Source organism: Bradyrhizobium sp. HKCCYLS3070 (assembly GCF_051167575.1).
Taxonomy (GTDB): Bacteria; Pseudomonadota; Alphaproteobacteria; order Rhizobiales; family Xanthobacteraceae; genus Bradyrhizobium.
Genome location: NZ_JBNPTI010000005.1, coordinates 456,514 through 477,978 on the forward strand (window position 1 = coordinate 456,514; position 21,465 = coordinate 477,978).

The 21,465-nt window shown below is 66.4% G+C and carries 22 protein-coding genes and 1 pseudogene; 13 read left to right on the plus strand and 10 right to left on the minus strand.

The genetic code is table 11. The features are described from left to right. Positions 1–16: 16 nt before the first annotated feature. A complete protein-coding gene (gene kynA, locus ACQR03_RS19670) occupies positions 17–856 on the minus strand; it encodes a tryptophan 2,3-dioxygenase (RefSeq protein ID WP_315754423.1) in 840 nt (279 codons plus the stop codon). Further along, positions 853–2,046, minus strand: a complete 1,194-nt coding sequence (kynU, locus tag ACQR03_RS19675; protein ID WP_316187101.1) for a kynureninase — start codon at positions 2,044–2,046, stop codon at positions 853–855. Before kynU ends, kynA begins: the two co-directional genes overlap by 4 nt. Positions 2,047–2,284: 238 nt before the next feature. On the opposite strand from kynU, the gene ACQR03_RS19680 reads away from it, so the two are divergent. Beyond that, positions 2,285–2,689, plus strand: coding sequence for a DUF4864 domain-containing protein (locus tag ACQR03_RS19680; protein WP_315713584.1), 405 nt, complete (start codon positions 2,285–2,287; stop codon positions 2,687–2,689). Positions 2,690–2,699: 10 nt separating this feature from the next. Here the strand turns inward: ACQR03_RS19680 and ACQR03_RS19685 are convergent, their stop codons facing one another. The 4 genes and pseudogenes from ACQR03_RS19685 to ACQR03_RS19700 form a co-directional block, all read right to left on the minus strand. Next, positions 2,700–3,095 carry a thioesterase family protein gene (locus tag ACQR03_RS19685; RefSeq protein WP_315713585.1) on the minus strand — a complete coding sequence of 132 codons (396 nt, stop codon included), beginning with the start codon at positions 3,093–3,095 and terminating at the stop codon, positions 2,700–2,702. A gap of 217 nt (positions 3,096–3,312) precedes the next feature. Continuing rightward, a pseudogene (locus ACQR03_RS19690) lies at positions 3,313–3,519 on the minus strand (tautomerase family protein); the annotation flags it as partial. Between the two features lie 124 nt (positions 3,520–3,643). Further along, a complete protein-coding gene (gene hisS / locus ACQR03_RS19695) occupies positions 3,644–5,203 on the minus strand; it encodes a histidine--tRNA ligase (RefSeq protein WP_434841445.1) in 1,560 nt (519 codons plus the stop codon). A 399-nt stretch (positions 5,204–5,602) separates the two neighbouring features. Continuing rightward, on the minus strand, positions 5,603–6,682 hold the full coding sequence (locus ACQR03_RS19700; protein WP_434841446.1) for a branched-chain amino acid aminotransferase: 1,080 nt from the start codon (positions 6,680–6,682) through the stop codon (positions 5,603–5,605). A gap of 346 nt (positions 6,683–7,028) precedes the next feature. Here ACQR03_RS19700 and ACQR03_RS19705 point away from each other — a divergent pair, with 346 nt between their 5' ends. The 3 genes from ACQR03_RS19705 to ACQR03_RS19715 all read left to right on the plus strand — a co-directional run bounded on the left by ACQR03_RS19705 (position 7,029) and on the right by ACQR03_RS19715 (position 9,820). Then, a complete protein-coding gene (locus ACQR03_RS19705) occupies positions 7,029–7,577 on the plus strand; it encodes a MarR family winged helix-turn-helix transcriptional regulator (RefSeq protein WP_315754431.1) in 549 nt (182 codons plus the stop codon). Beyond that, the gene (locus ACQR03_RS19710) at positions 7,574–8,305 is read left to right on the plus strand and encodes a response regulator transcription factor (protein ID WP_315825365.1); all 732 of its coding nucleotides are present in this window, start codon (positions 7,574–7,576) and stop codon (positions 8,303–8,305) included. The genes ACQR03_RS19705 and ACQR03_RS19710 overlap by 4 nt, the downstream gene beginning before the upstream one ends. Positions 8,306–8,431: 126 nt before the next feature. Further along, complete coding sequence (locus ACQR03_RS19715) at positions 8,432–9,820, plus strand: ATP-binding protein (protein ID WP_315713591.1); 1,389 nt, start codon at positions 8,432–8,434, stop codon at positions 9,818–9,820. Between the two features lie 13 nt (positions 9,821–9,833). Here ACQR03_RS19715 and ACQR03_RS19720 read toward each other — a convergent pair whose 3' ends face one another. After that, positions 9,834–10,817, minus strand: a complete 984-nt coding sequence (locus ACQR03_RS19720; protein ID WP_315825366.1) for a VOC family protein — start codon at positions 10,815–10,817, stop codon at positions 9,834–9,836. A gap of 140 nt (positions 10,818–10,957) precedes the next feature. Between ACQR03_RS19720 and ACQR03_RS19725 the strand changes: the two genes are divergently transcribed. From ACQR03_RS19725 to ACQR03_RS19745, 5 genes are all read left to right on the plus strand, one after another. Continuing rightward, on the plus strand, positions 10,958–11,749 hold the full coding sequence (locus tag ACQR03_RS19725; RefSeq protein ID WP_315754435.1) for a DNA-binding transcriptional regulator: 792 nt from the start codon (positions 10,958–10,960) through the stop codon (positions 11,747–11,749). Between the two features lie 69 nt (positions 11,750–11,818). Then, the gene (locus ACQR03_RS19730; protein ID WP_315825367.1) at positions 11,819–13,342 is read left to right on the plus strand and encodes a bifunctional 3-(3-hydroxy-phenyl)propionate/3-hydroxycinnamic acid hydroxylase; all 1,524 of its coding nucleotides are present in this window, start codon (positions 11,819–11,821) and stop codon (positions 13,340–13,342) included. Between the two features lie 31 nt (positions 13,343–13,373). Further along, a complete protein-coding gene (locus ACQR03_RS19735; RefSeq protein ID WP_316187663.1) occupies positions 13,374–14,225 on the plus strand; it encodes a fumarylacetoacetate hydrolase family protein in 852 nt (283 codons plus the stop codon). A gap of 82 nt (positions 14,226–14,307) precedes the next feature. Next, positions 14,308–15,513, plus strand: coding sequence for an ABC transporter substrate-binding protein (locus ACQR03_RS19740; protein WP_315825369.1), 1,206 nt, complete (start codon positions 14,308–14,310; stop codon positions 15,511–15,513). Between the two features lie 18 nt (positions 15,514–15,531). Beyond that, positions 15,532–16,524: an NAD(P)H-quinone oxidoreductase gene (locus ACQR03_RS19745; RefSeq protein WP_434841447.1), complete on the plus strand. Its 993-nt coding sequence runs from the start codon at positions 15,532–15,534 to the stop codon at positions 16,522–16,524. Positions 16,525–16,570: 46 nt separating this feature from the next. Here the strand turns inward: ACQR03_RS19745 and ACQR03_RS19750 are convergent, their stop codons facing one another. Together ACQR03_RS19750 and ACQR03_RS19755 are read right to left on the minus strand one after the other, a co-directional pair. Next, the gene (locus tag ACQR03_RS19750; protein ID WP_316184144.1) at positions 16,571–17,119 is read right to left on the minus strand and encodes a DUF3617 domain-containing protein; all 549 of its coding nucleotides are present in this window, start codon (positions 17,117–17,119) and stop codon (positions 16,571–16,573) included. 83 nt (positions 17,120–17,202) lie between these two features. After that, positions 17,203–17,508: a hypothetical protein gene (locus tag ACQR03_RS19755; RefSeq protein WP_315713661.1), complete on the minus strand. Its 306-nt coding sequence runs from the start codon at positions 17,506–17,508 to the stop codon at positions 17,203–17,205. Positions 17,509–17,676: 168 nt separating this feature from the next. Between ACQR03_RS19755 and ACQR03_RS19760 the strand changes: the two genes are divergently transcribed. The 4 genes from ACQR03_RS19760 (at position 17,677) to ACQR03_RS19775 (ending at position 20,428) form a co-directional block, all read left to right on the plus strand. Next, positions 17,677–18,141 (plus strand): hypothetical protein, encoded by a 465-nt coding sequence (locus tag ACQR03_RS19760; RefSeq protein WP_315713599.1) that lies wholly within the window; start codon positions 17,677–17,679, stop codon positions 18,139–18,141. A 132-nt stretch (positions 18,142–18,273) separates the two neighbouring features. Further along, the gene (locus ACQR03_RS19765) at positions 18,274–18,978 is read left to right on the plus strand and encodes a ribonuclease T2 (protein WP_315754447.1); all 705 of its coding nucleotides are present in this window, start codon (positions 18,274–18,276) and stop codon (positions 18,976–18,978) included. A 121-nt stretch (positions 18,979–19,099) separates the two neighbouring features. Continuing rightward, the gene (locus ACQR03_RS19770) at positions 19,100–19,960 is read left to right on the plus strand and encodes a 23S rRNA (adenine(2030)-N(6))-methyltransferase RlmJ (RefSeq protein ID WP_315713601.1); all 861 of its coding nucleotides are present in this window, start codon (positions 19,100–19,102) and stop codon (positions 19,958–19,960) included. 252 nt (positions 19,961–20,212) lie between these two features. After that, positions 20,213–20,428 (plus strand): cold-shock protein, encoded by a 216-nt coding sequence (locus ACQR03_RS19775; protein WP_006612991.1) that lies wholly within the window; start codon positions 20,213–20,215, stop codon positions 20,426–20,428. 255 nt (positions 20,429–20,683) lie between these two features. Here ACQR03_RS19775 and ACQR03_RS19780 read toward each other — a convergent pair whose 3' ends face one another. After that, on the minus strand, positions 20,684–21,319 hold the full coding sequence (locus ACQR03_RS19780) for an outer membrane protein (protein WP_315713602.1): 636 nt from the start codon (positions 21,317–21,319) through the stop codon (positions 20,684–20,686). Positions 21,320–21,465: the final 146 nt, after the last annotated feature.

Sequence of the window (21,465 nt, forward strand, 5' to 3'; positions counted from 1 at the left end):
TGATGTGCGCGCGGGCTCACAGCCCGGTGCGCAGCTTCCAGAGTTCGGGGAACAAAACGATCTCCAGCATCTTGCGCAGATAGTTGACGCCGCTGGTGCCCCCGGTGCCGGTCTTGAAGCCGATGATGCGCTCCACCGTGGTGACGTGGTTGAAGCGCCAGCGGCGGAAATAATCCTCGAAATCGACCAGCTTCTCGGCGAGCTCATACAGCTCCCAATGCCGCTGCGGATCGCGGTAGACGCTGGTCCAGGCCGCCGCGACCTCCGCGCTCTCAGCGCGCGTGCCGCGCCAGTCGGTGCGCTGGCCGTCGGCGCCGGTGAAGAAGCCGCGCCGCGCCAACAGCCGCAGCGCTTCGTCGTACAGGCTGGGCTTCGCCAGGATCGCTTCCAGCTCGGCGGTCAGCTCCGGATGATGGGCATGCGGGCGCAGCATCGCGAGATTGCGATTGCCGAGCAGGAATTCGATCGAACGATACTGGAACGATTGGAAGCCGGAGGACTCGCCGAGCTTGTCGCGGAACAACGTGTACTCGCTCGGCGTCATCGTGCGCAGCACGTCCCAGGCGCCGTTGAGCTGCTCGAAGATGCGTGACACCCGCGTCAGCATCTTGAACGCCGGCTGCACGTCGTCTTTGGCGATCGCGGCCATCGCCGCCTTGATCTCGTGGATCGCGAGCTTCATCCACAATTCGGAGGTCTGGTGCTGGATGATGAACAGCAGCTCGTCATGCGCGGTCGAGAGCGGCGCCTGCGCATCGAGCAGGCGATCCAGCATCAGATAGTCGCCATAGGACATCCGACCCTTGAAGTTCATCCGCGCACCTTCGGTGGCGGGATCGTAGGGCGCGCTGCTCACGTCACGAGCTCCTTCTGGCGATAGTCGGGCCTGTCCCACAGCCTGTTGTCGAGGACCTCCGCGAGGATGCCCACGGCGCCGCGCACCTCGGCCTCGCCGATATAGAGCGGCGTGAAGCCGAAGCGCAGCGCGTCCGGCGCGCGGAAGTCGCCGATCACGCCGCGCGCGATCAGCGCGCGCATGATCGCATAGCCGTCCGGGTGACGGAACGACACCTGGCTGCCGCGCTGCGTCGCATCACGCGGTGACGCCAAGGTCAGCGACGGACAGCGCTTCTCGACCTCGGCGATGAACAATTCCGACAGCGCGATCGAAGCCGCGCGCACGTCCTGCATCGACACGCCTTCCCAGGCGTCGAGCGCCGCGTCGAGCGCGGCGAGCGCAATGATCGGCGGCGTGCCGATGCGCATGCGCTCGATGCCGCCGCCGGGGCGGTAGTCGAGATCGAAGGCGAACGGCGCCTCGTGCCCCATCCAGCCGGACAACGCCGGCGGCGCGATGTCTGCGTAACGCGGCGCGACATAGATGAAGGCCGGCGCGCCGGGCCCGCCATTGAGATATTTGTAGGTGCAGCCGACCGCGAAGTCGGCCTCGGCGCGGGCGAGGTCGACCGGCACGGCGCCGGCGGAATGCGCGAGGTCCCACACCGCGAGCGCGCCGGCCGCGTGCGCCTTCTTCGTCAGCGCGGCCATGTCGTGCATGCGGCCGGTGCGGTAATCCACCTCGGTCAGCATCAGCACTGCGACGCTGTCGTCGATCGCCGCCTCCACCTGCTCGGGCTCGACCACCTTCAAGGTGGCGCGGTCGCCGAGCATGCGGACCAGGCCCTGCGCCATATAGAGATCGGACGGGAAGTTGCCGCTGTCGGACAGGATCACGCGGCGGCCCGGATTGAGCGACAGCGCCGCGGCGAGCGCCTGATACACCTTGATCGAGAGCGTATCGCCCATCACGACCGTGCCGGGCGCGGCCCCGATCAGCCGGGCGATGCGATCGCCGACCCGGCGCGGCTGCACCATCCATCCGGCGGTGTTCCAGCCGCGGATCAGCTCCTGTCCCCACTCCGCTTCGATCATGCGGCCAACGCGGGCGGGCACGGCCGACGGCAGCGCGCCGAGCGAATTGCCATCGAGATAGATGACCCCTTCAGGTATCGTGAAGAGCGATCGGGTCCTGGAAAAATCGGTCATGCGGCTCCTGCTTCGTTCACGGCCTGAATGCATGATTCGCGCCGGGTCGGGCCAGATCAAGCCGGTCCCATCGCGACCGGCACCGCGCGGGCCGCATGGCTCGCGAAGACGTGACGATGGCGACACAATCCAGCCGGTCGATCGCCGCCGGCCGGTGACATTGACGCGCCACGGCAGGCTTGTCACGGGCGGCGCGTGGCGCATGATAGATCGATCTGAACTGCCGATGGAGCCCAAAATGCGCATTCTGGTGCCGCTCGTCCTGCTGATGGCGCTGCTGATGCACCCTGCCGAGGCTGCCGACGCCAGCGCGGCGCAGAGCGTCATTCGCGCCCAGGAACAGGCTTTGGCGCGCGACGACGGAGCGACCGCCTATGCCCAAGCCGCGCCGGAGATCCAGGCGCTGTTTCCGAGCGTCGAGATCTTCATGAGCATGGTCAAAAGCGGCTATCCGCCGGTCTATCGCCATCGCAGCTTCGAATTCGGCGCCGCGCAGGTCGAGGACGGCAGCATCGCGCAGCGCGTGCACATCGTCGATGCCGAAGGCGAGGCGTGGGAGGCTCTGTACACGTTGCGGACCCAGCCCGACGGCAGCCTCAGGATCACCGGCTGTTCGCTGTTGAAGACGGGCCAGTCGGTCTAGCGCTGAGCGGCTACGTCACGCCGAAGCGCTTCTTGAACTGCTCGACATTGATGAGGCCGCGGCCGTGGCGGCCGTCGCCGATCTTCACGTCGCCATGATAGGCCTCGACCGAGAAGCGGATGACGCGGCGCTCGACCTCGATCACCTCGGCGACCGTGCGGATGGTCGCGCCGACCGGCGAGGCCGCGAGATGGCGGACGTTGACCTCGGTGCCGACCGTGACCCAGCCCGGCGGCAGCGCCGGGTTGATGGCGTCGCCCGACGTCATCTCCATCTCCAGGATCATCATCGGCGTCGCATAGACCATCGGCATGTGCGGCACGAAATGCCCGACGGTGCGCTCCGGCGGCACCACCAGCAGGCGCTCGGCGCGCATGCCCGGCTTGATGATCTCACGTGCGTCCATGACTGCTCCGAACTGTGCTGTCGTCCCGGACAAGCGCGCGGCACGCGCGCGCCGATCCGGGATCCATACGCCGTGGCGGTCGTGATGGGCGAAGGGCCAATGACCAGCGTGCCTCGAGCCGCTCCCTTGGGGGTATGGGTCCCGGCGTTCGCCGGGACGACCGCGGTGATCGTCGAGACAGATGTCATAGCCTCGCTTTCGCCAGGACGACGGCCAACTACTTCTTCTGCTCGGCCAGGCGCTCGACGAAGGTCTTGCCGCCCTTCATCTTGTGCGTCAGCGGCGCCTCGTTGATCTGGATCACCACCGCTTCCGGATCGACGCCGAGATGCGTCACCAGCGCCTTGGTGATGTCGCGCATCATGTTGGCCTTCTGCTCGTCGGTGCGGCCGGCGGCCATGCTCACGGTGATCTCGGGCATTCGTTGCTCCCTGTTGTTGTCTCTGCTGCGTCATCGCCGGGCTTGCCCCGGCGATCCATCTTCTGAAATCGATGGCGTCGTTTGAAGAGATGGATACGCGGGTCTAGCCCGCGTATGACGAGTCTTGTTATCCCCAGCTCACGTCGTGGCGCGCGAGCACCTCGCGGACGCCGGCGACCAGTTCGTCCTCCTTGGCTGAGAATTGCGCCGGGCGGCTCTCGCGCCATTCCTGGTTGGAGGCGATCGCGGCGGCCGCCTTGGCGCCCTCGATCAGGTCCTTGATCTGCACCTCGCCGCGCGCCTTCTCGTTCGAGCCCTGGATGATGACGCAGGGCGCGTTGCGGCGATCGGCATATTTGAGCTGGTTGCCCATGTTCTTCGGATTGCCGAGATAGAGCTCGGCGCGGATGCCGTGATTGCGCAAGGTCGACACCATCTTCTGATAGTCGGCGACGCGGTCGCGATCGAACACGGTGACGACCACGGGCCCGAAGGCGGGGCGCGTGTCGAGCTTGCCGAGCATCGTCAGCGCCGCCTGCAGGCGCGACACGCCGATCGAGAATCCGGTCGCCGGCACCGGCTCGCCGCGGAAGCGCGAGACGAGACCATCATAGCGCCCGCCGCCGCCGACCGAGCCGAAGCGCACCGGACGGCCCTTCTCGTCCTTGGTCTCGAGCAGGAGTTCGACTTCGTAGACAGGGCCGGTGTAGTATTCGAGACCGCGGACGACGGAGGGTTCGACGCGGACCCGGCTGTAACCGTAACCGGCCGCGCTGCACAGCCTGGCGATCTCGGTCAGCTCGTTGACGCCTTCCACATAGGCCGGCGAGGACATGAACAATTTCCGCTGAGCAACGCTCGCCAAGACCTGGGCGTTGAACTGCAGATCCTGCTCCTCACCTTGGATTTGCGGCTCCGCGACCTTCATCTCGAAGAAGGCCAGCAGGGAGTCGATCTGACTTTCAGTCAGGCCCGCGCCCTTGGTGAAATCACCCTTGCCGACCTCGCCGCCGTCCCAGCGGCCCTCGCCGAGCAGCTTCTTGATCTCTGAAATCGGAAACTTGTCGGCCTTGTCGATTGCCCTGAGCACCGTCAGCCGACGGCCCGCGTGCTCATCACCGCCGATGCCGATCGCGTCCATCACGCCATCGAGCACCTTGCGGTTGTTCACCTTCACGACATACGAGCCGCGCGGAATCCCCAGCGCCTCCATCGCATCCGCCGCCATCATGCACATCTCGGCGTCCGCTGCCGGCGAGCCGGAGCCGACCGTGTCGGCGTCGAACTGCATGAACTGGCGGAAGCGGCCGGGGCCGGGCTTCTCGTTGCGGAAAACGTAGCCGGCGCGATAGCTGCGATACGGCTTCGGCAGCGCGTCGAAATTCTCGGCGACGTAGCGCGCGAGCGGCGCGGTCAGGTCGTAGCGCAGCGATATCCACTGCTCGTCATCGTCCTGGAACGAGAACACGCCCTCGTTCGGACGATCCTGGTCGGGCAGGAACTTGCCGAGCGCGTCGGTGTATTCGAACGCCGGCGTCTCCACCGGCTCGAAGCCGTAGCGCTCGTAGACGGCGCGGATCTTCTCGACCATCTCGCGCGTCGCGGCGATCGCCGCGGGGCCGCGATCCTCCAGCCCGCGCGGCAGCCGCGCCTTCAGCTTCTGCGGTTTCTTGGGTTTGTCGTTCATTTGATACCAGAGCGTAGGGTGGGCAAAGCGTCGCGTGCCCACCGTTGCCGGATGACGCCGCAGCGGTGGGCACGGCCCGCTTCGCGGCCCTTTGCCCACCCTACGGGATGGAATGCGTTGGCTCGGTTGGTAGCAGTCAGGGCGGGGTGCGGCAACCCGAAGCAGGGTCGGGCGCGGGACGCATCACAATGCTCGAACATGTCCGTAAGAGCCAGGATGTCGGTCGCACGGGCGGTGCGCCCCCCTCCCCCTTGCGGGGAGGGGTTGGGGGTGGGGGTCCACTCGGGCAGTCTTTGCTGAGACCCCCACCCCCGACCCCTCCCCGCAAGGGGGAGTGGAGAAGACCGTCATCGCGGTTCGACTGTGCCCAGAACTTGCCAGCCTAAGCGAGCCCAGCCCCTACTTCACATCCCGGATCCAATGATGCGGATCGGGGCTGCGGCCGTACTGGATGTCGACGAGCTGCTTGCGCAGGCCCATGGCGACCGGGCCGGCCTCGCCGCCGTTGATCAGGACGTCGCCGCTCGCCGAGCACACCTTGCCGATCGGCGAGATCACCGCGGCGGTACCGCAGGCGAACGCCTCCTTCAGCTTGCCGCTCTTGGCGTCCGCCCGCCACTGGTCGATCGAATACGCCTCCTCGCGCACCTCACGGCCGGCGTCGCGCGCCAGCTTGATGATGGAATCGCGGGTGATGCCGGGCAGGATGGTACCGAGCGGCGGCGTCGACAGCGAGCCGTCGTCGAACACGAAGAACACGTTCATGCCGCCAAGCTCCTCGACATAGCGGCGCTCGATCGCGTCCAGGAACACGACCTGGTCGCAGCCATGCGCGATCGCCTCGGCCTGCGCCTTGAGGCTCGCGGCATAATTGCCGCCGCATTTGACGCCGCCGGTGCCGCCGACCGCGGCGCGGGTGTAGTTCTCCGAGACCCAGATCGAGACCGGCGCCGGGCCGCCCTTGAAATAGGAGCCGACCGGCGAGGCGATCACCGCGAAGATGTATTCCGCCGACGGCTTCACGCCGAGGAACACCTCGTTGGCGATCATGAACGGGCGCAGATACAGGCTGCCCTCGCCGCCCGGGATCCAGGCGCGGTCGATGCGGACGAGCTGCTCGACCGCCTCGATGAAGACCGCCTGGGGCAGTTGCGCCATCGCCATGCGCTCGGCCGAATTCCAGAACCGCTTGGCATTGGCATCGGGGCGGAACAGGTTCACGCCGCCATCGTCGCGCTTGTAGGCCTTCAGGCCCTCGAAGATCTCCTGCGCATAATGCAGGACGGCCGCGGCCGGATCGAGCGGGAAGTTGGCGCGGGATTCGACCCGCGCGCTGTGCCAGCCCTTGTCCTGGCTGTACTGGACCACGGCCATGTGATCGGTGAACACCCGGCCGAAGCCCGGGTTGGCGAGCTTGGCCGCGCGCTCCTGGTCGGAGGTCGGGTTCGTCGTCGGCTTGATGTCGAATGTCAAAGTCATGTCCTTGCTTCCCCCGCTCTGATCGCCATTCGCGAGTTCTGGCGCCGACCCGTCCGATCGGGCCAGTCGGCTTTCTGAATTTCGGACCTGCCGCGACCGGCTTTGAGCCGGTCACCGGGCAAGCATGCCACCACAGGACATGCTTTTGCGCCCGGCGGAAGTCCAGTATGGTTTGCCGAAATGCCGCTCGACATCACACGGTTGTTCGATACGTCGCCCAAGGATGCCCGTCGGGGTTGCCTACGGCCCGTTGAGACACGCCTGGAGACCATTGCCCGCCGATGAAGCGATCTAAAATTTCGCAGCGGGCGATTGTTTTGTAACATTGAACCGCAGAAACGTCAATATGGCTGACATAAATTTCTCGTCTCCGACGTTGAGCCCCGAGCTGCGCGCGGCTGAGCCCTCCGCGACGGCCGGCGAGCCGCTGCGCTGGGACATCATCGAGCTCTTGTTCTTCGCCTATCGCGACTTCGTGGGCGATGCCGACCACGAGCTGGAGGCGTTCGGATTCGGCCGCGCGCATCACCGCGTGATGCATTTCGTCACACGCTATCCCGGCCTGAAGGTCGCCGATCTGCTCGACGTTCTGCGCATCACCAAGCAGTCGCTCGGCCGCGTGCTCAAGCAGCTGCTGGACGAGGGCTACATCGTGCAGAAGACGGGCAACAACGACCGCCGCCAGCGCCTTCTTTTCGCCACGCCGAAGGGCGAGGCGCTGGTCGCCAAGCTGGCCGGGCTGCAGACGCGGCGCATCGATCATGCGCTGGAGCAGATCGGGCCGGCCGGCGCCGAAAAGGTCCGGCAGTTCCTGCGCGCGATGATCGATCGCGACGATCCGGACAAGGTGCTGGAAGCCATCTTCAAGACGCCTGTCGCCGCCGCCAAGGAGTGACCGTGACGATCGCCGCCATCGCACCGCATCCGCCGCAGACGCCGGCCGACGACGCACCGCATCTCCTGCTCGTCGACGACGACCGCCGCATCCGCGATCTGTTGTCGCGCTTCCTGCGCGGCGAAGGCTATCGCGTCACCACGGCAGCGAGCGCAAGCGATGCCCGCGCCAAGCTCACCGGGCTGCATTTCGATCTCCTGATCCTCGACGTGATGATGCCCGGCGAAAGCGGCTTCGACCTCGCCCGCTTCATCCGCACGCAATCGTCGGTGCCGATCGTGATGCTGACCGCGCGCGCTGAGCCCGACAGCCGCATCGAGGGCCTGCAGCTCGGCGCCGACGACTACGTCGCAAAGCCTTTCGAACCGCGAGAGCTCGCGCTGCGCATCGGCAACATCCTCAAGCGCGCCGCGCCGCCGCCGGCGGAGGAAGTCGTCGAGCAGATCGCGTTCGGCCCGTTCGTCTATCATCTGGCGCGCGGCGAGCTGAAGCAGGGCGAGGAGATCGTCCACCTCACCGACCGCGAGCGCGAGATGCTGCGCATCCTCGCCAATGCCCGCGGCGAGACCGTGCCGCGCGGCGCGCTGACCGGCAACGGCACCGTCAACGAGCGCGCGGTCGACGTCCAGATCAACCGCCTGCGCCGCAAGCTCGAAAGCGATCCGGCCAACCCGCTGTTCCTGCAGGCCGTGCGCGGCATCGGCTATCGGTTGATGGTGACGGGCTGAGGCGGTGCAGGTGAAGGTCTCGACGTCATTGCGAGCGCGACGAAGCAATCCAGAGGCCCGCGATGACTCTGGATTGCTTCGTCGCTTCGTTCCTCGCAATGACGGAAGCAGCGAGGGCGTCCCAGCATGAGCACGCTCGACACCGGCCTCACCCTCATCCGCACCGCATCCCGCCGCGTCTCGCGCGCCAACAGCATCGTCGGCAACGCGTTCAAGGGCTGGATGCCGACCGGCCTCTATGCGCGCGCGCTGCTGATCATGATCGTGCCGATGGTGATCCTGCAGACGGTGGTCGCGGGCGTGTTCATGGAGCGGCACTGGAACACGGTGACACGACGGCTGTCCGCCGCCGTGGTGCAGGACGTCGCCGCGCTGATCGACATCTACAAGGGCTATCCGCAGGACAAGGACCGCACCATGCTGCGCCGGATCGCGCAGCAGCGGCTCAACCTTGTGGTCGACTTCCTGCCGGCCGGCGACATGCCGCCGCCGGGGCCAAAACCGTTCTTCAACCTGCTCGATCAGTCGCTGTCGAGCCAGATCGGCCGCCAGATCAGCCGTCCGTTCTGGATCGACACCGTCGGCCGCTCCAACCTGGTCGAGATCCGCATCGCGCTCGATGATGCCGTGATGCGCGTGTTCGCGCAGCGCGGCGCGGCCTATGCGTCGAACACCGACATCTTCCTGTTCTGGATGGTCGGGACGTCGTCGATCCTGCTGATCGTCTCGGTGCTGTTCCTGCGCAACCAGATCAAGCCGATCCTGCGGCTCGCCGACGCCGCCGAGAGCTTCGGCAAAGGCCGCGAGGTGCCGAACTTCCGGCCGCGCGGCGCGCGCGAGGTGCGGCGTGCGGCGCACGCCTTCCTGGAGATGAAGGCGCGCATCGAGCGCACCCTGGAGCAGCGCACGGCGATGCTGGCCGGCGTCAGCCACGATCTGCGCACCATCCTGACGCGCTTCAAGCTGGAGCTGGCGCTGCTCGGCGACAGTCCCGAGATCGACGCCATGCGCAAGGACGTCGACGAGATGTCGCACATGCTCGAGGATTATCTCGCCTTCGCGCGTGGCGACAATGGCGAGATCGCGCAGCCGACCGACATCTCCAATGCGCTGGAAGAGCTGCGGAGCGACGCCGAGCGCAACGGCCATTCCGCCACGGTATCGTTCCACGGCCTGCCGGTGGTGACCGTGAAGCCGCAGGCGCTGAAGCGCTGCCTCGGCAACCTCGTCTCGAATGCCGCCCGCCATGCCGACGCGATCGCCATCACCGGCCATCGCGACCACCGCTACCTCACCATCACCGTCGACGATGACGGCCCGGGCATCCCGGCCGACATGCGCGAGGAGGTGTTCAAGCCATTCCTGCGCCTCGACGACGCGCGCAACCAGGACGAGGGCGGCACCGGCCTCGGCCTCGCCATCGCCCGCGACATCGCCCGCTCCCATGGCGGCGACATCACCCTTGGCGACAGCCCGATGGGCGGGTTGCGGGCGAGCGTGCGCATTCCGGTGTAGCGCGCCGCATAGCTCATTCCTGCGCGATCACCGCGTCGAGCCAGGCGCAGTTCAGCGGCGGAACGCGTGGGTCCGGCACACGGACGCCGCGTGCGGCGGCGGACAGCCGCATGTCACGCATGCGCTTGCGCTGCTCGTCCGGCAGGTACAATCGCTCGTGCCCCCACAGCGACGGGCCGTCGAAGGTCTCATGCGGCTGCCACGTCGCGGGATCGATCACCCGGCCGCCCCAGCCATATTCGATGAAGAAGCCGGAGGGGGTGTTGACGTAGAACGAGGTCATGTGGTCGTTGGTGTGACGGCCCAGCGTGTAGGCCACGCGCCCGTCGTCGAGCTGTGCCAGGTCGTAGCCCTGGCCGACGTCGTCGAGACTACCTAGTTCCACCATGAAGTGATGCAGTGTGCGGCGACCGGAGCCGACCATCGCGAAGCTGTGGTGACGGCCGTTGACGTGGAAGAAATAGAGCTTGTACGGCGTCAGGCCGAAGTCGGACACCTTGAAGCCGAGCAGGTCGCGATAGAACCGCAGCAGCGGCTCGACGTCCTCGACGTTGAGCACGACGTGCCCCATGCCGAGCGGCCCGGTGCGAAAGCCGGAGATCGGACGTCCCGGCCTGAAGGGATCCGAGGCGACGGCGGCCCCCCAGAACACCTCGATCGTGTTGCCGGCGGGATCCTGAAAGCAGATCAGCTCGCTGACATGACGCTCGTCGGCCAGTGCCTGCGAACCGCGGGCCACCTTCACGCCGTTGTCGTCGAGACGGCTCGCGAGCCGCGCGAGCGCGGCAGCGTCGCCGACCTCCCAGCCCATGACGGCGAGCCCGCCATCGCCGCTGCCATCGACGATCAGCCGCTGCTTGCGATCATCCATCCGATAGGCCTGCACGCTGGCCGCGCGATCCACGCGCTGCATCCCGAGGAGCTTGGTCGCCATGCGTCCCCACTGCTCCGCTTGGGACGACTTGATGCCGATGTAACCGAGCGCCGTTATTTCCATCTTGTTTTCTCCCGAAAGGCGCGGGCGGAATTTCGTATCAGCTCCGCGCGGTCCTGCAGTAGACTGCCGCCCCTGCATCCGGCTCGCGTTCTCAAGACGGTATCGGCGGACGGAAACGAAGAACAGGGAGGATTTTCCAAGTGTCCAAGCAACGGACGCGATCTCCGCAGGCCCGTCCTGCGGAGGGTGTCCGCGCCTTCAAGCGGGGGCTCGACGTGCTGCGCGCGGTCAATCGGTCCGGGGGCATTCGCGCCGGCGACGTGGCGCGCCAGCTCGATCTGCCGCGGCCCACGGTCTATCGGTTGCTCGAAACACTCGAGGAACTCGGCTATGTCGCGCGCAGCGCCAGCGACGACCGCTTCCGGGTCACGCGCCACGCGTTGAGCCTCGGCGACGGCTATGATCCCGGCATCTTCATCTGCCAGGTCGCCGCGCCCTATCTCGCCGAGCTCAGCCGCAGCCTGATCTGGCCGGTCGATCTGTCGACTTATGAGAACGGCGCGATGGTCATCCAGGAGACCACGCATGCGCGCAGCCCGCTCTCGATCGACCGCAGCATGATCGGCAAGCGGCTGCCGATGCTGCACACCTCGGCCGGCCGGGCCTATCTGGCCGCCTGCCCGCCCGCAGAGCGGGACCTCATCATCAACCATCTGCGACGCATCGAGGATGCCGAGGACCTCTTCTTCCTGGCGCCCGAGCGGCTGCAGCGCATGATAACGGAAACGTCCCAGCGCGGCTATGCGATCCGCAACGAGGGCGAATTCAATCCGAAGACGTCGTCGATCGCGGTGCCGATCGTGCGGGGCGACGTCGTGTTCGGCTGCATTTCGATCATCTGGATCCGCTCCGCCATGACCCTCGAGGAGGCTGTCGCTCAGTACGCGGCCCCATTGCGCGACGCCGCGGCCGCGATCCCCGTCCAGGCCTGAGCGTCCGCTGCGCGGACAGTTCGTGACCGCGCCTTGAAGGTGCGAGGCGGTTGCGGAACAGATGCGGCCATGAGCAACATGGTCGCACATTCCGGAAGCTTCGACGTCGTCATCGTCGGTCGCGGGCCCGTGGGCTCGACGCTCGCCAACCTGCTCGGCCTGTGCGGCATCCGCACGCTGATCCTGGAGCGCGAAGCCAAGGCCTATCATTTGCCTCGCGCGGTGCATTTCGACGACGAATGCATGCGCGTGTTCCAGACCATCGGCCTTGCCGACGCCATCCTGCCCCACCTTACATTGAGTCCCGGCATGCGCTTCGTCGATGCGGGGGGACGATTGCTGCTCGACTGGCCGCGCCCCAGCGAGTCGACCGCGATGGGCTGGAATCTGAGCTACCGCTTTCACCAGCCCGATCTCGAAGCCGTGCTCAACACCGGCCTGGAGCGCTGGCCTCATGTCGAGCTGCGCACGCGCTGTGATGTCTTCGCGCTCGAGCAGGACCGCGAGGGGGCGCGCGTTCGCTATGAGGACCTCGGCACCGGCCGGCTCGTCGACATCTCCTGCGCCTATGTCATCGGCTGCGACGGTGCACGTTCGCTGGTGCGCCGCTTCATCGGCTCGGCGCTGGACGATCTCGGCTTTCACGAGCGCTGGCTCGTCTGCGACGTGCTGCTGAGGGAGGAGCGGCCCGATCTCGGCGATTTCAGCGTCCAGCACTGCAACCCGCAGCGTCCCGCAACCTATATTCGCGGCACCGGCAACCGGCGCCGGTGGGAGATCACGGTTCATCCCGACGAGGACGCGGTCGAGATCACCCAACCGGCGCGCGTGTGGGAGCTGCTCTCGCCCTGGCTCCGGCCCGCAGAGGCCGAGATCGAACGCGCCGCCGTCTACACATTCCACTCCGCGGTCGCCCAGCAATGGCGTGCCGGACGGTTCCTGCTCGCAGGCGATTCCGCGCATCAGACCCCGCCTTTCCTCGGTCAGGGCATGTGTGCCGGCATTCGCGACGCAGCCAACCTCGCATGGAAGCTGGCGCTTGTGATTGCCGGGAAGGCGACGCCTGATCTTCTCGACACCTATCAGAGTGAGCGCGCGCCGCATGTGCGCGAATTCATCGAGCTCGCGATCCGGCTGGGTGGGCTGATCAACACCAAGGCGGTCGAGGCGGCGCTTGCGACCGGCACGGCACAGGGCGACGGCCAGCTCAAGCTCGACGTGCAGAAGCCAGTGCTCGGCCCGGGCCTTGCCTGCGGCGAACGCAGCATGACGGGAAAGCTGGCGCCGCAATTCCGCAGCCGTGATCACGGCCGCAGCGACGACCGCGTCGGCTATCGCTTCGCGCTGCTATGCCGGTCCGGTCTCGGGACCGCAATGATCGAGCAGCATCATGCCCGCCTGACGGCCGCCGACGTCGCCGTCATTTGCGGCGAGGAAGCTGGCGGCCTCGACGGCTGGCTCGATCAGCACGGCTTCGACGCCGTGCTGATGCGCCCCGACCGCTACATCCTGGGTGCTGTCCGCACGGGCCAAGATCCCGCGGCGCTGTTGTCAGGCCTCGCCTTCCTCGCACCGCCGCCGAGCGCGGCCTGAGCGTTTCCGTTCTTTTTGAGAGGGTTCACGTATGAAGCTGGTTTCCTTTGTGATCGACGGGCGTCCCGGATACGGCGCCGTGAAGGGAGACGGTGTCGTCGACCTCGGCCGGCGGCTGCCGGCGAAGAGCCTGCGCGCGCTGCTCGAGGCGGATGCGCTTCGCGACGCCGCCGCGCTGCTCACCTCCGAACCGCCCGACTATCCGCTCGATGCGATCACCTTCGCGCCCGTCATCCCAGATCCCGGCAAGATCATCTGCGTCGGCCTGAACTATCGCGACCACGTCGCCGAGACCGGACGAACGGTCACCGAGAAGCCCGCGCTGTTCGCGCGCTTTCCGACCAGCCAGGTCGGACATCTGCAACCGGTCATTCGCCCTGGTGTCTCCGATCATTTCGACTATGAGGGCGAACTCGCGCTCGTGATCGGGAAAGCCGGCCGGCATGTCCGGCGCGAGGACGCGCTCGCGCACATCGCCGGCTATTCCTGCTACAATGAAGGCAGCATCCGCGACTGGCAACGCCACACGTCGCAATTCCTGTCGGGCAAGACCTTCGACCGGTCCGGCGCATTCGGCCCCTGGCTGGTCACCGCCGACGAAATTCCCGACCCGTCCAAGCTGACGCTGCAGACCCGCCTCAATGGCGAGACCGTGCAGCGGACCACCACGGATCTCCTCATCACCGACGTGCCCGATCTGATCGTCTATTGCTCGACGATCATGACCTTGCTGCCCGGGGACGTGATCGTCACCGGCACGCCGGGAGGCGTCGGCCTCAAGCGCACCCCGCCTCTGTTCATGAAGCCCGGCGATACGGTCGAGGTCGATATCTCGGGCATCGGCGTGCTGCGCAATCCCGTGACTGCCGAACTGGAAGCCTGACGTTTGCGCCTCGCGGAGAACCGCGAGGCGCACCAATCAAACACGACAAAAAACCAAATCTTCAAATCCGGGGAGGATCATCATGTCGCGCTGTCTCAGATCCAGCATCGCTGCCCTGCTACTGCTTGCAGGCTCATCCGCGCAGGCCGAAATCAAGGGAGGTGCCATTCGTATCGGTGTGCTCACCGACATGACCGGCATCTTCGCGACCGCGATGGGGCCCGGCTCCGTGGAAGCGGCCCGGATGGCCGCTGAGGAGTTCGGTGGCAAGATCAACGGCAGGCCGATCGAGATCCTTCAGGCCGATCATCAGAACAAGCCGGATATCGCGGTCGCGATCGCCCGGCGCTGGTTCGAGCAGGACGGTGTGCAGGCGATCGCCGACGGCGGCAGCTCCGGCGCGGCCCTTGGCGTCCAGGAGCTGGTGCGCAGCAACGGCAAGATCTTTCTCATCTCCGGGGCCGGCGCCAATCAGCTCACCGACGAGGCCTGCGCCCCGACCTCGGTGCAATGGACGCACGACGCCTATTCGACCGCGACAGCCGTCGTGTCGGGCATCATGCAGACCAGCAAGGAGCCGTGGTTCTTCATCACCGGCGACTACGCATTCGGCCATTCGGTCGAGGCGACCGCGCGCGCTCGCATCGCCGAGCTCGGCGGCACGGTCGCCGGCAGCGTCAAGGCGCAGCTCGGCACGCCGGATTACGGCTCGTTCCTGCTGCAGGCCCAGGCCTCCGGCGCCAAGATCCTGGCGCTCAACGTCGCCGGCGACAATGCCACGGCCATCAAGCAGGCCGAGGAATTCGGGCTTGCGGCCCAGGGCATGAAGATCGTGCCAATGTCGTTCCAGAACGTCGACATCGAATCCATCGGCCTCAAGGCGACGCAGGGCGATCTCATCGTCACCAGCTTCTTCGAGGATGCCTCCCCCGCCGCGCGCCGCTTCTCCGACGCATTCTACGCGCGCCGGAAGGCGATGCCGTCACAGATCCAGGCCGGGGTCTATTCGGCCGTGCGGCACTATCTGCAGGCGGTGAAGGATGCCGACAGCGACGACGGCGCAACGGTGATGGTCCGGATGAAGGCCACGCCGGTCTCGGACGCCTATGCCGACCACGGCCAGATCCGCGACGACCAGCGCATGGTGCACGACCTGTATCTGGTCCAGGTCAAGACCCCCGCCGAATCGAAGCGCCCCTGGGACTTCGTCAAGCTGGTGACGAAGATCGCCCCCGATCAGGCGTTTCGCCCGCTCGACCGCAGCAAGTGCAGCCTGGTCGGCAAGTGAGCACATGAGCGACCAAGCATGATTCCGGACGATCAGCGCGCCGTCATCATCACCGCCGCGGGCGGCCCGGAGGTCCTGTCGGAGCGACAGGACTGGCCGGTGCCGCGCCTCGGACCAGACGATGTGCTGATCGAGGTCGCAGCCGCCGGCATCAACCGTCATGACTGCAACCAGCGCGCTGCCGGGCCGTTGCGGGAGCCCAATCCCATACCGGGATTGGAAGCCTCGGGGCGCATCGTGGCCTGCGGCGCCAACGTATCCCCGGAACGGCTGGGTAGAGCGGTGATCGCACTGACCGACGGCGGTTCATACGCGCAATACGTCGCCACCGACCAGCATCTTGCACTGGACTTGCCGAGCGGCCTCGACTGGATCCAAGGCGCCGGCCTGCCCGAGGCGCTGTTCACGACCTGGTTCAACTTCTTCGAGCTGATGCGCATGGCGCCCGGCGAGACGGCCCTGATTCATGGCGGAAGCAGCGGCGTCGGCACGATCGCGATCCAGCTCCTGCGCGCGCTGGGTCATCCCGTCATGGCCACCGCCGGCACCACAGAGAAGCGCGCCCTGGCACTCGGGCTCGGCTGCAGCGCCGTGTTCGACTATGCCGATCCCGATCTCGCCGAGCAGATCCGCGCGGCGACGGGGACGCGCGGGGTCGACTGCATCCTCGACACCTCCGCCGGCGCTCACATCGCGCAGGACCTCGCGGCGCTCGCGATGGGCGGACGGATCGCCCTGCTCTCGGCCGGACATGGCAAGGAGCTGGCGGTGCCGCTGCGCAGCCTGATGGCGCGCCGGGCCAGCATCACCGGCGCATTCCTGCGGTCGACGTCACTCGATATCAAACGCCGCCTCGCAAGCAAGCTGCGGCAGCGCATCTCGCCCCTGCTCGGAACGGCCATTCGGCCGCACATCGACAGCACCTATCGCCTGTCCGAGGCAGCCGATGCGCACGAACGCATGGAGACGAGCCGACACATCGGGAAGATCGTGCTTCGCGTCCGCGGATGAACGCCAACCCACGTCTCTGCACCCGCCACACGCAACGAGCGCCCGCCTACTGCTTCACGCCCGGGATCAGGGCCTTCAGCTTGGCCATGTCCTTGACGTTCATCTTCATGCCGCCGGGCATCACGATGTCCCCGGGCTTCTGGTCGGGCTTGCAGGCGCCGAGCCATTTGGCCTCGATCGTCATCGCGGTGTCCTTCACCCCGGTGCCGGCGGCGCCGCCCGTGACGCGCGACATCGTCTTCACCGTATAGGCCGAGTTGAAGTCGCCGGTGATGTCGGCATGCGACGTCGTATTGATGCCGCCGAAATTGCAGACCGAATCGGAGACGTAGCCGGTCGCGGTCTTCTGGATGTCCTGCTTGGAGCAGACCTGCTGCGCCATCGGCGAGGCGAAGTTGTTCATCTCCTTGTCGGTGGCCGCGTCGGTGCAGTGCTGCATCGTCGCCTCCGGCAGCTGACCGCCGGATCTGATCATCTTCAGCTCCCACAGGCCGGCCTTGCGCACCGGCAGGTCGACGGCCCGTGCCTCATGGCTCGCGGTCACGCCCAGGAGGCAGCAGGCCAACAGCCCAATTGCGATGCGTGTGCAGGTCATATGCCCCGTTCCGGCTCGTTGATCGATGCCGGAGCGAATGCCGCAGAAAAGTGGCAATTGGGAGAACGGCAGTTGATGGAAGGTCAGTACAGCGTCCGCAGCGGCCGCTGCGCCGAGCCATAGGGTACCCAGCGGCAGGCGAACGAAACGTAGCCACCGTAGCGCGCATCGACGGCGCGGAACTTCGCGACCTTGCCGTAGGAGGCGCAATGATCGACCGCGAGCTGGCGCGCATCCGTGGTCTGGGCCAGCTGGAAGGCGATGATGCCGCCGGTGTCGTTGCCCTTGAAGGGCGGCACCACGTCGGCCTGGGCGGATGCCGCAACCAGCACCATCCCAGCGGCCACGAGGCCTGCAGTCTTCACGAATCCGGCCATCAGCGTCCGCATTGCATTCTCCTCGATCTGGCCCGCCATTCTAAAGGTCCTGTCCGGTCAAGAAAAGAACACCGGCCTCGCGTTAACAGGACTAATCGTGGAGTGTTGCCGCGTTGCACTTGACCTCCTGTGGCCGCCGCGGCACGGTCCACGCTCCCGGATCAGCCTTGCGGACGGCCCATGCGCGACTTCAGCTCACCTTTCAAGATGTTCGGCGCCGCCTGTGGCGCGCTGCTTGCCGCCATCGTCGCCACCGCCCCGGCTCAGGCCGCCAACCCGCTCGAGATGAACTTCTGGTTGTCCGGTCCGAAATATGAAGGCCGGGTCGCGCCTTGCGAGGCGGCCATTCCGACCATCGTCTCGCGATTCCAGGACAAGGAGAGCACCTTCTGGAATTCCTCGCTGACGATCACCGGCGTCGCCAATGTCCATGAGATCGCCTTCCGGCCCTGGCAGTCCGACAACATTCCGCGTCGCTTCTGCACCGGCAGCGTGATGATCAGCGACGGCAAGGCGCGCACCGTCAACTTCTCGATCATCGAGGATGGCGGCTTCGCCGGCTATGACCAGGGCGTCGAGTTCTGCGTCGTCGGCCTCGATCGCAACTGGGCCTTCAATCCGGCCTGCCGCGCCGCCAAGCCCTGATTTGCCTTTCCCGGCGTATCGGCCGCTCGCGCGGGCGGCCGGCTGACGAATGGCTGCCTTGGGGCAGCCATTTTTGTTCTTGAAATGTTCCCGTGTGCTGGTAGGCTCCTGGCATTTTCCGGGGAGTACGCCATGTTCGATTGCCTGTGCCGACCTGCCGTCCTGTTGTCCAGAACGATCGCCTGCTTTGCCCTCTTGCTCGGTGTGCTCACGGCTGGCGCCGCCGAGGCGCAGGACCGCCGCCAGAATGCGCCGGGCGCGTTCGACTTCTATGTTCTCTCGTTGTCGTGGTCGCCCTCGTACTGCGCCGAAGCCGAGGAGCGCGGCGGTCGCGGCAGCCGGTCCCAGCAATGCAGCGGCCGACCGTACTCGTTCGTCGTGCACGGGCTGTGGCCGCAATACGAGAACGGCTACCCCGAATATTGCGAGCAGCCGGCGCCGCGCCTGCCCCGCAACATCATGACCTCGATGCTCGACCTGATGCCGGCGCCGGGCCTGATCTACAACGAGTGGGACAAGCACGGCACCTGCGCCGGCGTGTCGGCGAAGGCCTATTTCGAAGCCATCCGCAAGGCCCGCGCCGCCATCAAGATCCCCCCGGAATTCCTCGATCTCGCGGAGGCCAAGACGGTGGCGCCGGCGGCGATCGAGGAGGCCTTCATCAAGGCCAACCCCAAGCTCACGACATCGGGCATTGCCGTCACCTGTAACCGCACCAGGCTGAGCGAGGTCCGGATCTGTCTGTCGAAGGATCTGGAGTTTCGCAACTGCGACGAGATCGACCGGCAGGCCTGCCGGCGCGACGAGGTCAACATGCCGCCGGTCCGCGGCGGCTAGCGGCTGCGAATCGGGCGACGCAGCGCGTCGGCCTGCGGCGGCGCTCATCCGCGGCTCTCCGGAGGGCGTCCGGCGCATCGACGGGGTACCCTTTTGACGCGGAACGGCGTAACCGGATGGCATGAACTACCGACATGCCTTCCACGCCGGCGGCTTCGCCGACGTCATCAAGCACATCGTGCTGACGCGCATCCTGGTCTACCTCCAGGAGAAGCCCGCCGCGTTCCGGGTGATCGACACCCATGCCGGCGCCGGCCTGTATGACCTCACCGGCGACGAGGCGACGCGCAGCGGCGAGTACCTCACCGGCATCGCCCGCGTGCTGCAGGCGCGGCTGTCGGATCAGGCCTATGCGCTGGTCCAGCCCTATCTGGATATCGTCCGATCGTTCAATCCCAAGGCCGAACTGGTCGCCTATCCCGGCTCGCCGCTGATCGCGCGCGCGCTGCTGCGGCCGCAGGACCGCATGACCCTGTGCGAGCTCGCGCCGATCCCCCGCAAGCAGTTGATCGATCAGTTGCGCCGCGACACCCAGGCCCGTGTCGTCGATCTCGACGGCTGGGTCGCCCTGCCCGCCTTCGTGCCGCCGAACGAGCGCCGGGGCGTGGTGCTGATCGATCCGGCGTTCGAGGCGAAGGATGAGTTCGAGCGGCTCGCCGATCGCTTCGCCGCGGCCTTCGCGAAGTGGACCACCGGTATCTACGTGCTGTGGTATCCCGCCAAGAGCCGGCGTGCGACGGAAGAGCTGAGCGATCGTGTCGCGGCGCTCGCAGCCGCGGCCAAGCCGCCGGGCAAGGTTCTGCGGATCGAGTTCAGTGTTGCGCCGCAGATCGAAGGCGAGGCGCTCACCTCGACCGGGCTGCTGATCGTCAACCCGCCCTGGACATTACATGACGAGCTGAAGCTCATCCTGCAGGAACTGCAGAAGCCCCTCGGCCAGGGCGGCGCGGCGCGCTTCCGACTCGAATTCCCCAAAGCTTGAAACGGCGACTGGTCGAAAAGCCGTAGTCAATCGGCGCGGAACCGTATTATTGTGTCCGATTGTAAGACTGGCTTTACGTTCCGCTTCCGCGAATGGTTGCGGCGGGGTGATCAAGGCCTAACAAGATCCGGCGATCCGGCGCGGCGAGCGCTGGGCGTTAAGGTGGCCAACGCTTTCCGATCAAAGTGATGTCCGGTCGGACGCTGCGCAGGGCGCGCAGTGGAGGAAGCATTGCGGGGGAGGAGTTTCCCGATGGCCATGACTGGGACGGTCAAGTTCTTCAACGGCGAACGCGGCTACGGCTTCATCAAGCCGGACGACGGTGGACGCGACGTGTTCGTGCACATCACGGCGGTGGAGCGCGCGGGCCTGAAGGACCTGACCGAAGGACAGCGGATCAGCTTCGAGGTCGAGCCGGACAAGAAGGGCAAGGGCCCGAAAGCGGTCAACCTGGTGCTGTCGTCTTAGGGCGAGCCCGCCTGGCGGTGGTTCACGCGCCGGCATGATTGCAGCCGGGCGCGCCTCGACGCCACCTCTTCGCTGGTTTGGAAGCTGTCGGCAGCGCCTGCTCGCGTGCACAGCATTGCCGGCTCGTACGTGCAGGCCGCGCGCAATGATGCACGTCTCCAGATTGCACAGAGCGCTCCGACAAAAAAATCCCGGCCACGCGAGCGGCCGGGAGGTTGTCGTTGGACGTTTCTTCTTCCTATTCCCTCGTTGCCATCAGAAGTGGAAGTTGATGCCTGCGCGCACAATTCCAAACCGATAGTCGTTCTTCGCCCCCGTGATCACGAAATTGCTGCTGTCGAGATCGACGTAGAGATACTCGATCTTGGCGGTCCAGTTCTGTGCCAGGCCGAACTCGGTGCCGGCACCGAGCGTCCAGCCCACCGTGGTGTGCGATTCCGAAAGACCGAAGGTCTCGGCGCGCAGGCCGCCAAAGGCGAGGCCGCCGGTGCCGTAGAACAGGATGTTGTTGAAGGCGTAGCCGGCGCGGCCGCGCAATGTGCCGAACCACGGGTTCGAGAACTTCCACGGGGCGAAGGTGTCATTGGCGCCGGTCAGGTTGATGTCGCCCTCGGCGCCGAACACCCACGGGCCGTTCTGCCAATTGTAACCCGCGGTCAGGCCGCCGGTGAGACCGGACGGCTTGGTCGGGTTGTTGCCGACGGTGCCCCATTCATAGCCCAGCGTGCCGCCGAGATAGGGCCCGGCCCAGCTGTAGGCGTTGAGGGGCTGGTTCACGGTATAGGGCGCGCCGCGCCCGTAGCCGAGATCCGCCGCCTGCGCCGAGACCGATCCGAGAGCCGCCGCGCCCAAGCCCGCCGCGGCGGCAGCACCGACCAAGAACCTGTTCATCGCTCACTCCACGCCACTCGCCGTCACCCGCCGGAGCCTGCGCCGCGCGACTGTGGTGCGCGGGCCGGCGTGGTTACGGAACTCTCGCTTCTTTCGTGAGCATTTATCGAGAGTTTTAGGTTAAGCCGTTGTTAAGCCGGGTTACC

What these genes read in the sequence shown, in the direction of transcription:
- kynU (WP_316187101.1), bottom strand. Translation starts at nt 2,046, where the DNA reads ATGACCGATTTTTCCAGGACCCGATCGCTCTTCACGATACCTGAAGGG.
- ACQR03_RS19680 (WP_315713584.1), top strand. Translation starts at nt 2,285, where the DNA reads ATGCGCATTCTGGTGCCGCTCGTCCTGCTGATGGCGCTGCTGATGCAC.
- ACQR03_RS19685 (WP_315713585.1), bottom strand. Translation starts at nt 3,095, where the DNA reads ATGGACGCACGTGAGATCATCAAGCCGGGCATGCGCGCCGAGCGCCTG.
- hisS (WP_434841445.1), bottom strand. Translation starts at nt 5,203, where the DNA reads ATGAACGACAAACCCAAGAAACCGCAGAAGCTGAAGGCGCGGCTGCCG.
- ACQR03_RS19700 (WP_434841446.1), bottom strand. Translation starts at nt 6,682, where the DNA reads ATGACTTTGACATTCGACATCAAGCCGACGACGAACCCGACCTCCGAC.
- ACQR03_RS19705 (WP_315754431.1), top strand. Translation starts at nt 7,029, where the DNA reads ATGGCTGACATAAATTTCTCGTCTCCGACGTTGAGCCCCGAGCTGCGC.
- ACQR03_RS19715 (WP_315713591.1), top strand. Translation starts at nt 8,432, where the DNA reads ATGAGCACGCTCGACACCGGCCTCACCCTCATCCGCACCGCATCCCGC.
- ACQR03_RS19720 (WP_315825366.1), bottom strand. Translation starts at nt 10,817, where the DNA reads ATGGAAATAACGGCGCTCGGTTACATCGGCATCAAGTCGTCCCAAGCG.
- ACQR03_RS19730 (WP_315825367.1), top strand. Translation starts at nt 11,819, where the DNA reads ATGAGCAACATGGTCGCACATTCCGGAAGCTTCGACGTCGTCATCGTC.
- ACQR03_RS19735 (WP_316187663.1), top strand. Translation starts at nt 13,374, where the DNA reads ATGAAGCTGGTTTCCTTTGTGATCGACGGGCGTCCCGGATACGGCGCC.
- ACQR03_RS19740 (WP_315825369.1), top strand. Translation starts at nt 14,308, where the DNA reads ATGTCGCGCTGTCTCAGATCCAGCATCGCTGCCCTGCTACTGCTTGCA.
- ACQR03_RS19745 (WP_434841447.1), top strand. Translation starts at nt 15,532, where the DNA reads ATGATTCCGGACGATCAGCGCGCCGTCATCATCACCGCCGCGGGCGGC.
- ACQR03_RS19750 (WP_316184144.1), bottom strand. Translation starts at nt 17,119, where the DNA reads ATGACCTGCACACGCATCGCAATTGGGCTGTTGGCCTGCTGCCTCCTG.
- ACQR03_RS19755 (WP_315713661.1), bottom strand. Translation starts at nt 17,508, where the DNA reads ATGCGGACGCTGATGGCCGGATTCGTGAAGACTGCAGGCCTCGTGGCC.
- ACQR03_RS19760 (WP_315713599.1), top strand. Translation starts at nt 17,677, where the DNA reads ATGCGCGACTTCAGCTCACCTTTCAAGATGTTCGGCGCCGCCTGTGGC.
- ACQR03_RS19765 (WP_315754447.1), top strand. Translation starts at nt 18,274, where the DNA reads ATGTTCGATTGCCTGTGCCGACCTGCCGTCCTGTTGTCCAGAACGATC.
- ACQR03_RS19770 (WP_315713601.1), top strand. Translation starts at nt 19,100, where the DNA reads ATGAACTACCGACATGCCTTCCACGCCGGCGGCTTCGCCGACGTCATC.
- ACQR03_RS19775 (WP_006612991.1), top strand. Translation starts at nt 20,213, where the DNA reads ATGGCCATGACTGGGACGGTCAAGTTCTTCAACGGCGAACGCGGCTAC.
- ACQR03_RS19780 (WP_315713602.1), bottom strand. Translation starts at nt 21,319, where the DNA reads ATGAACAGGTTCTTGGTCGGTGCTGCCGCCGCGGCGGGCTTGGGCGCG.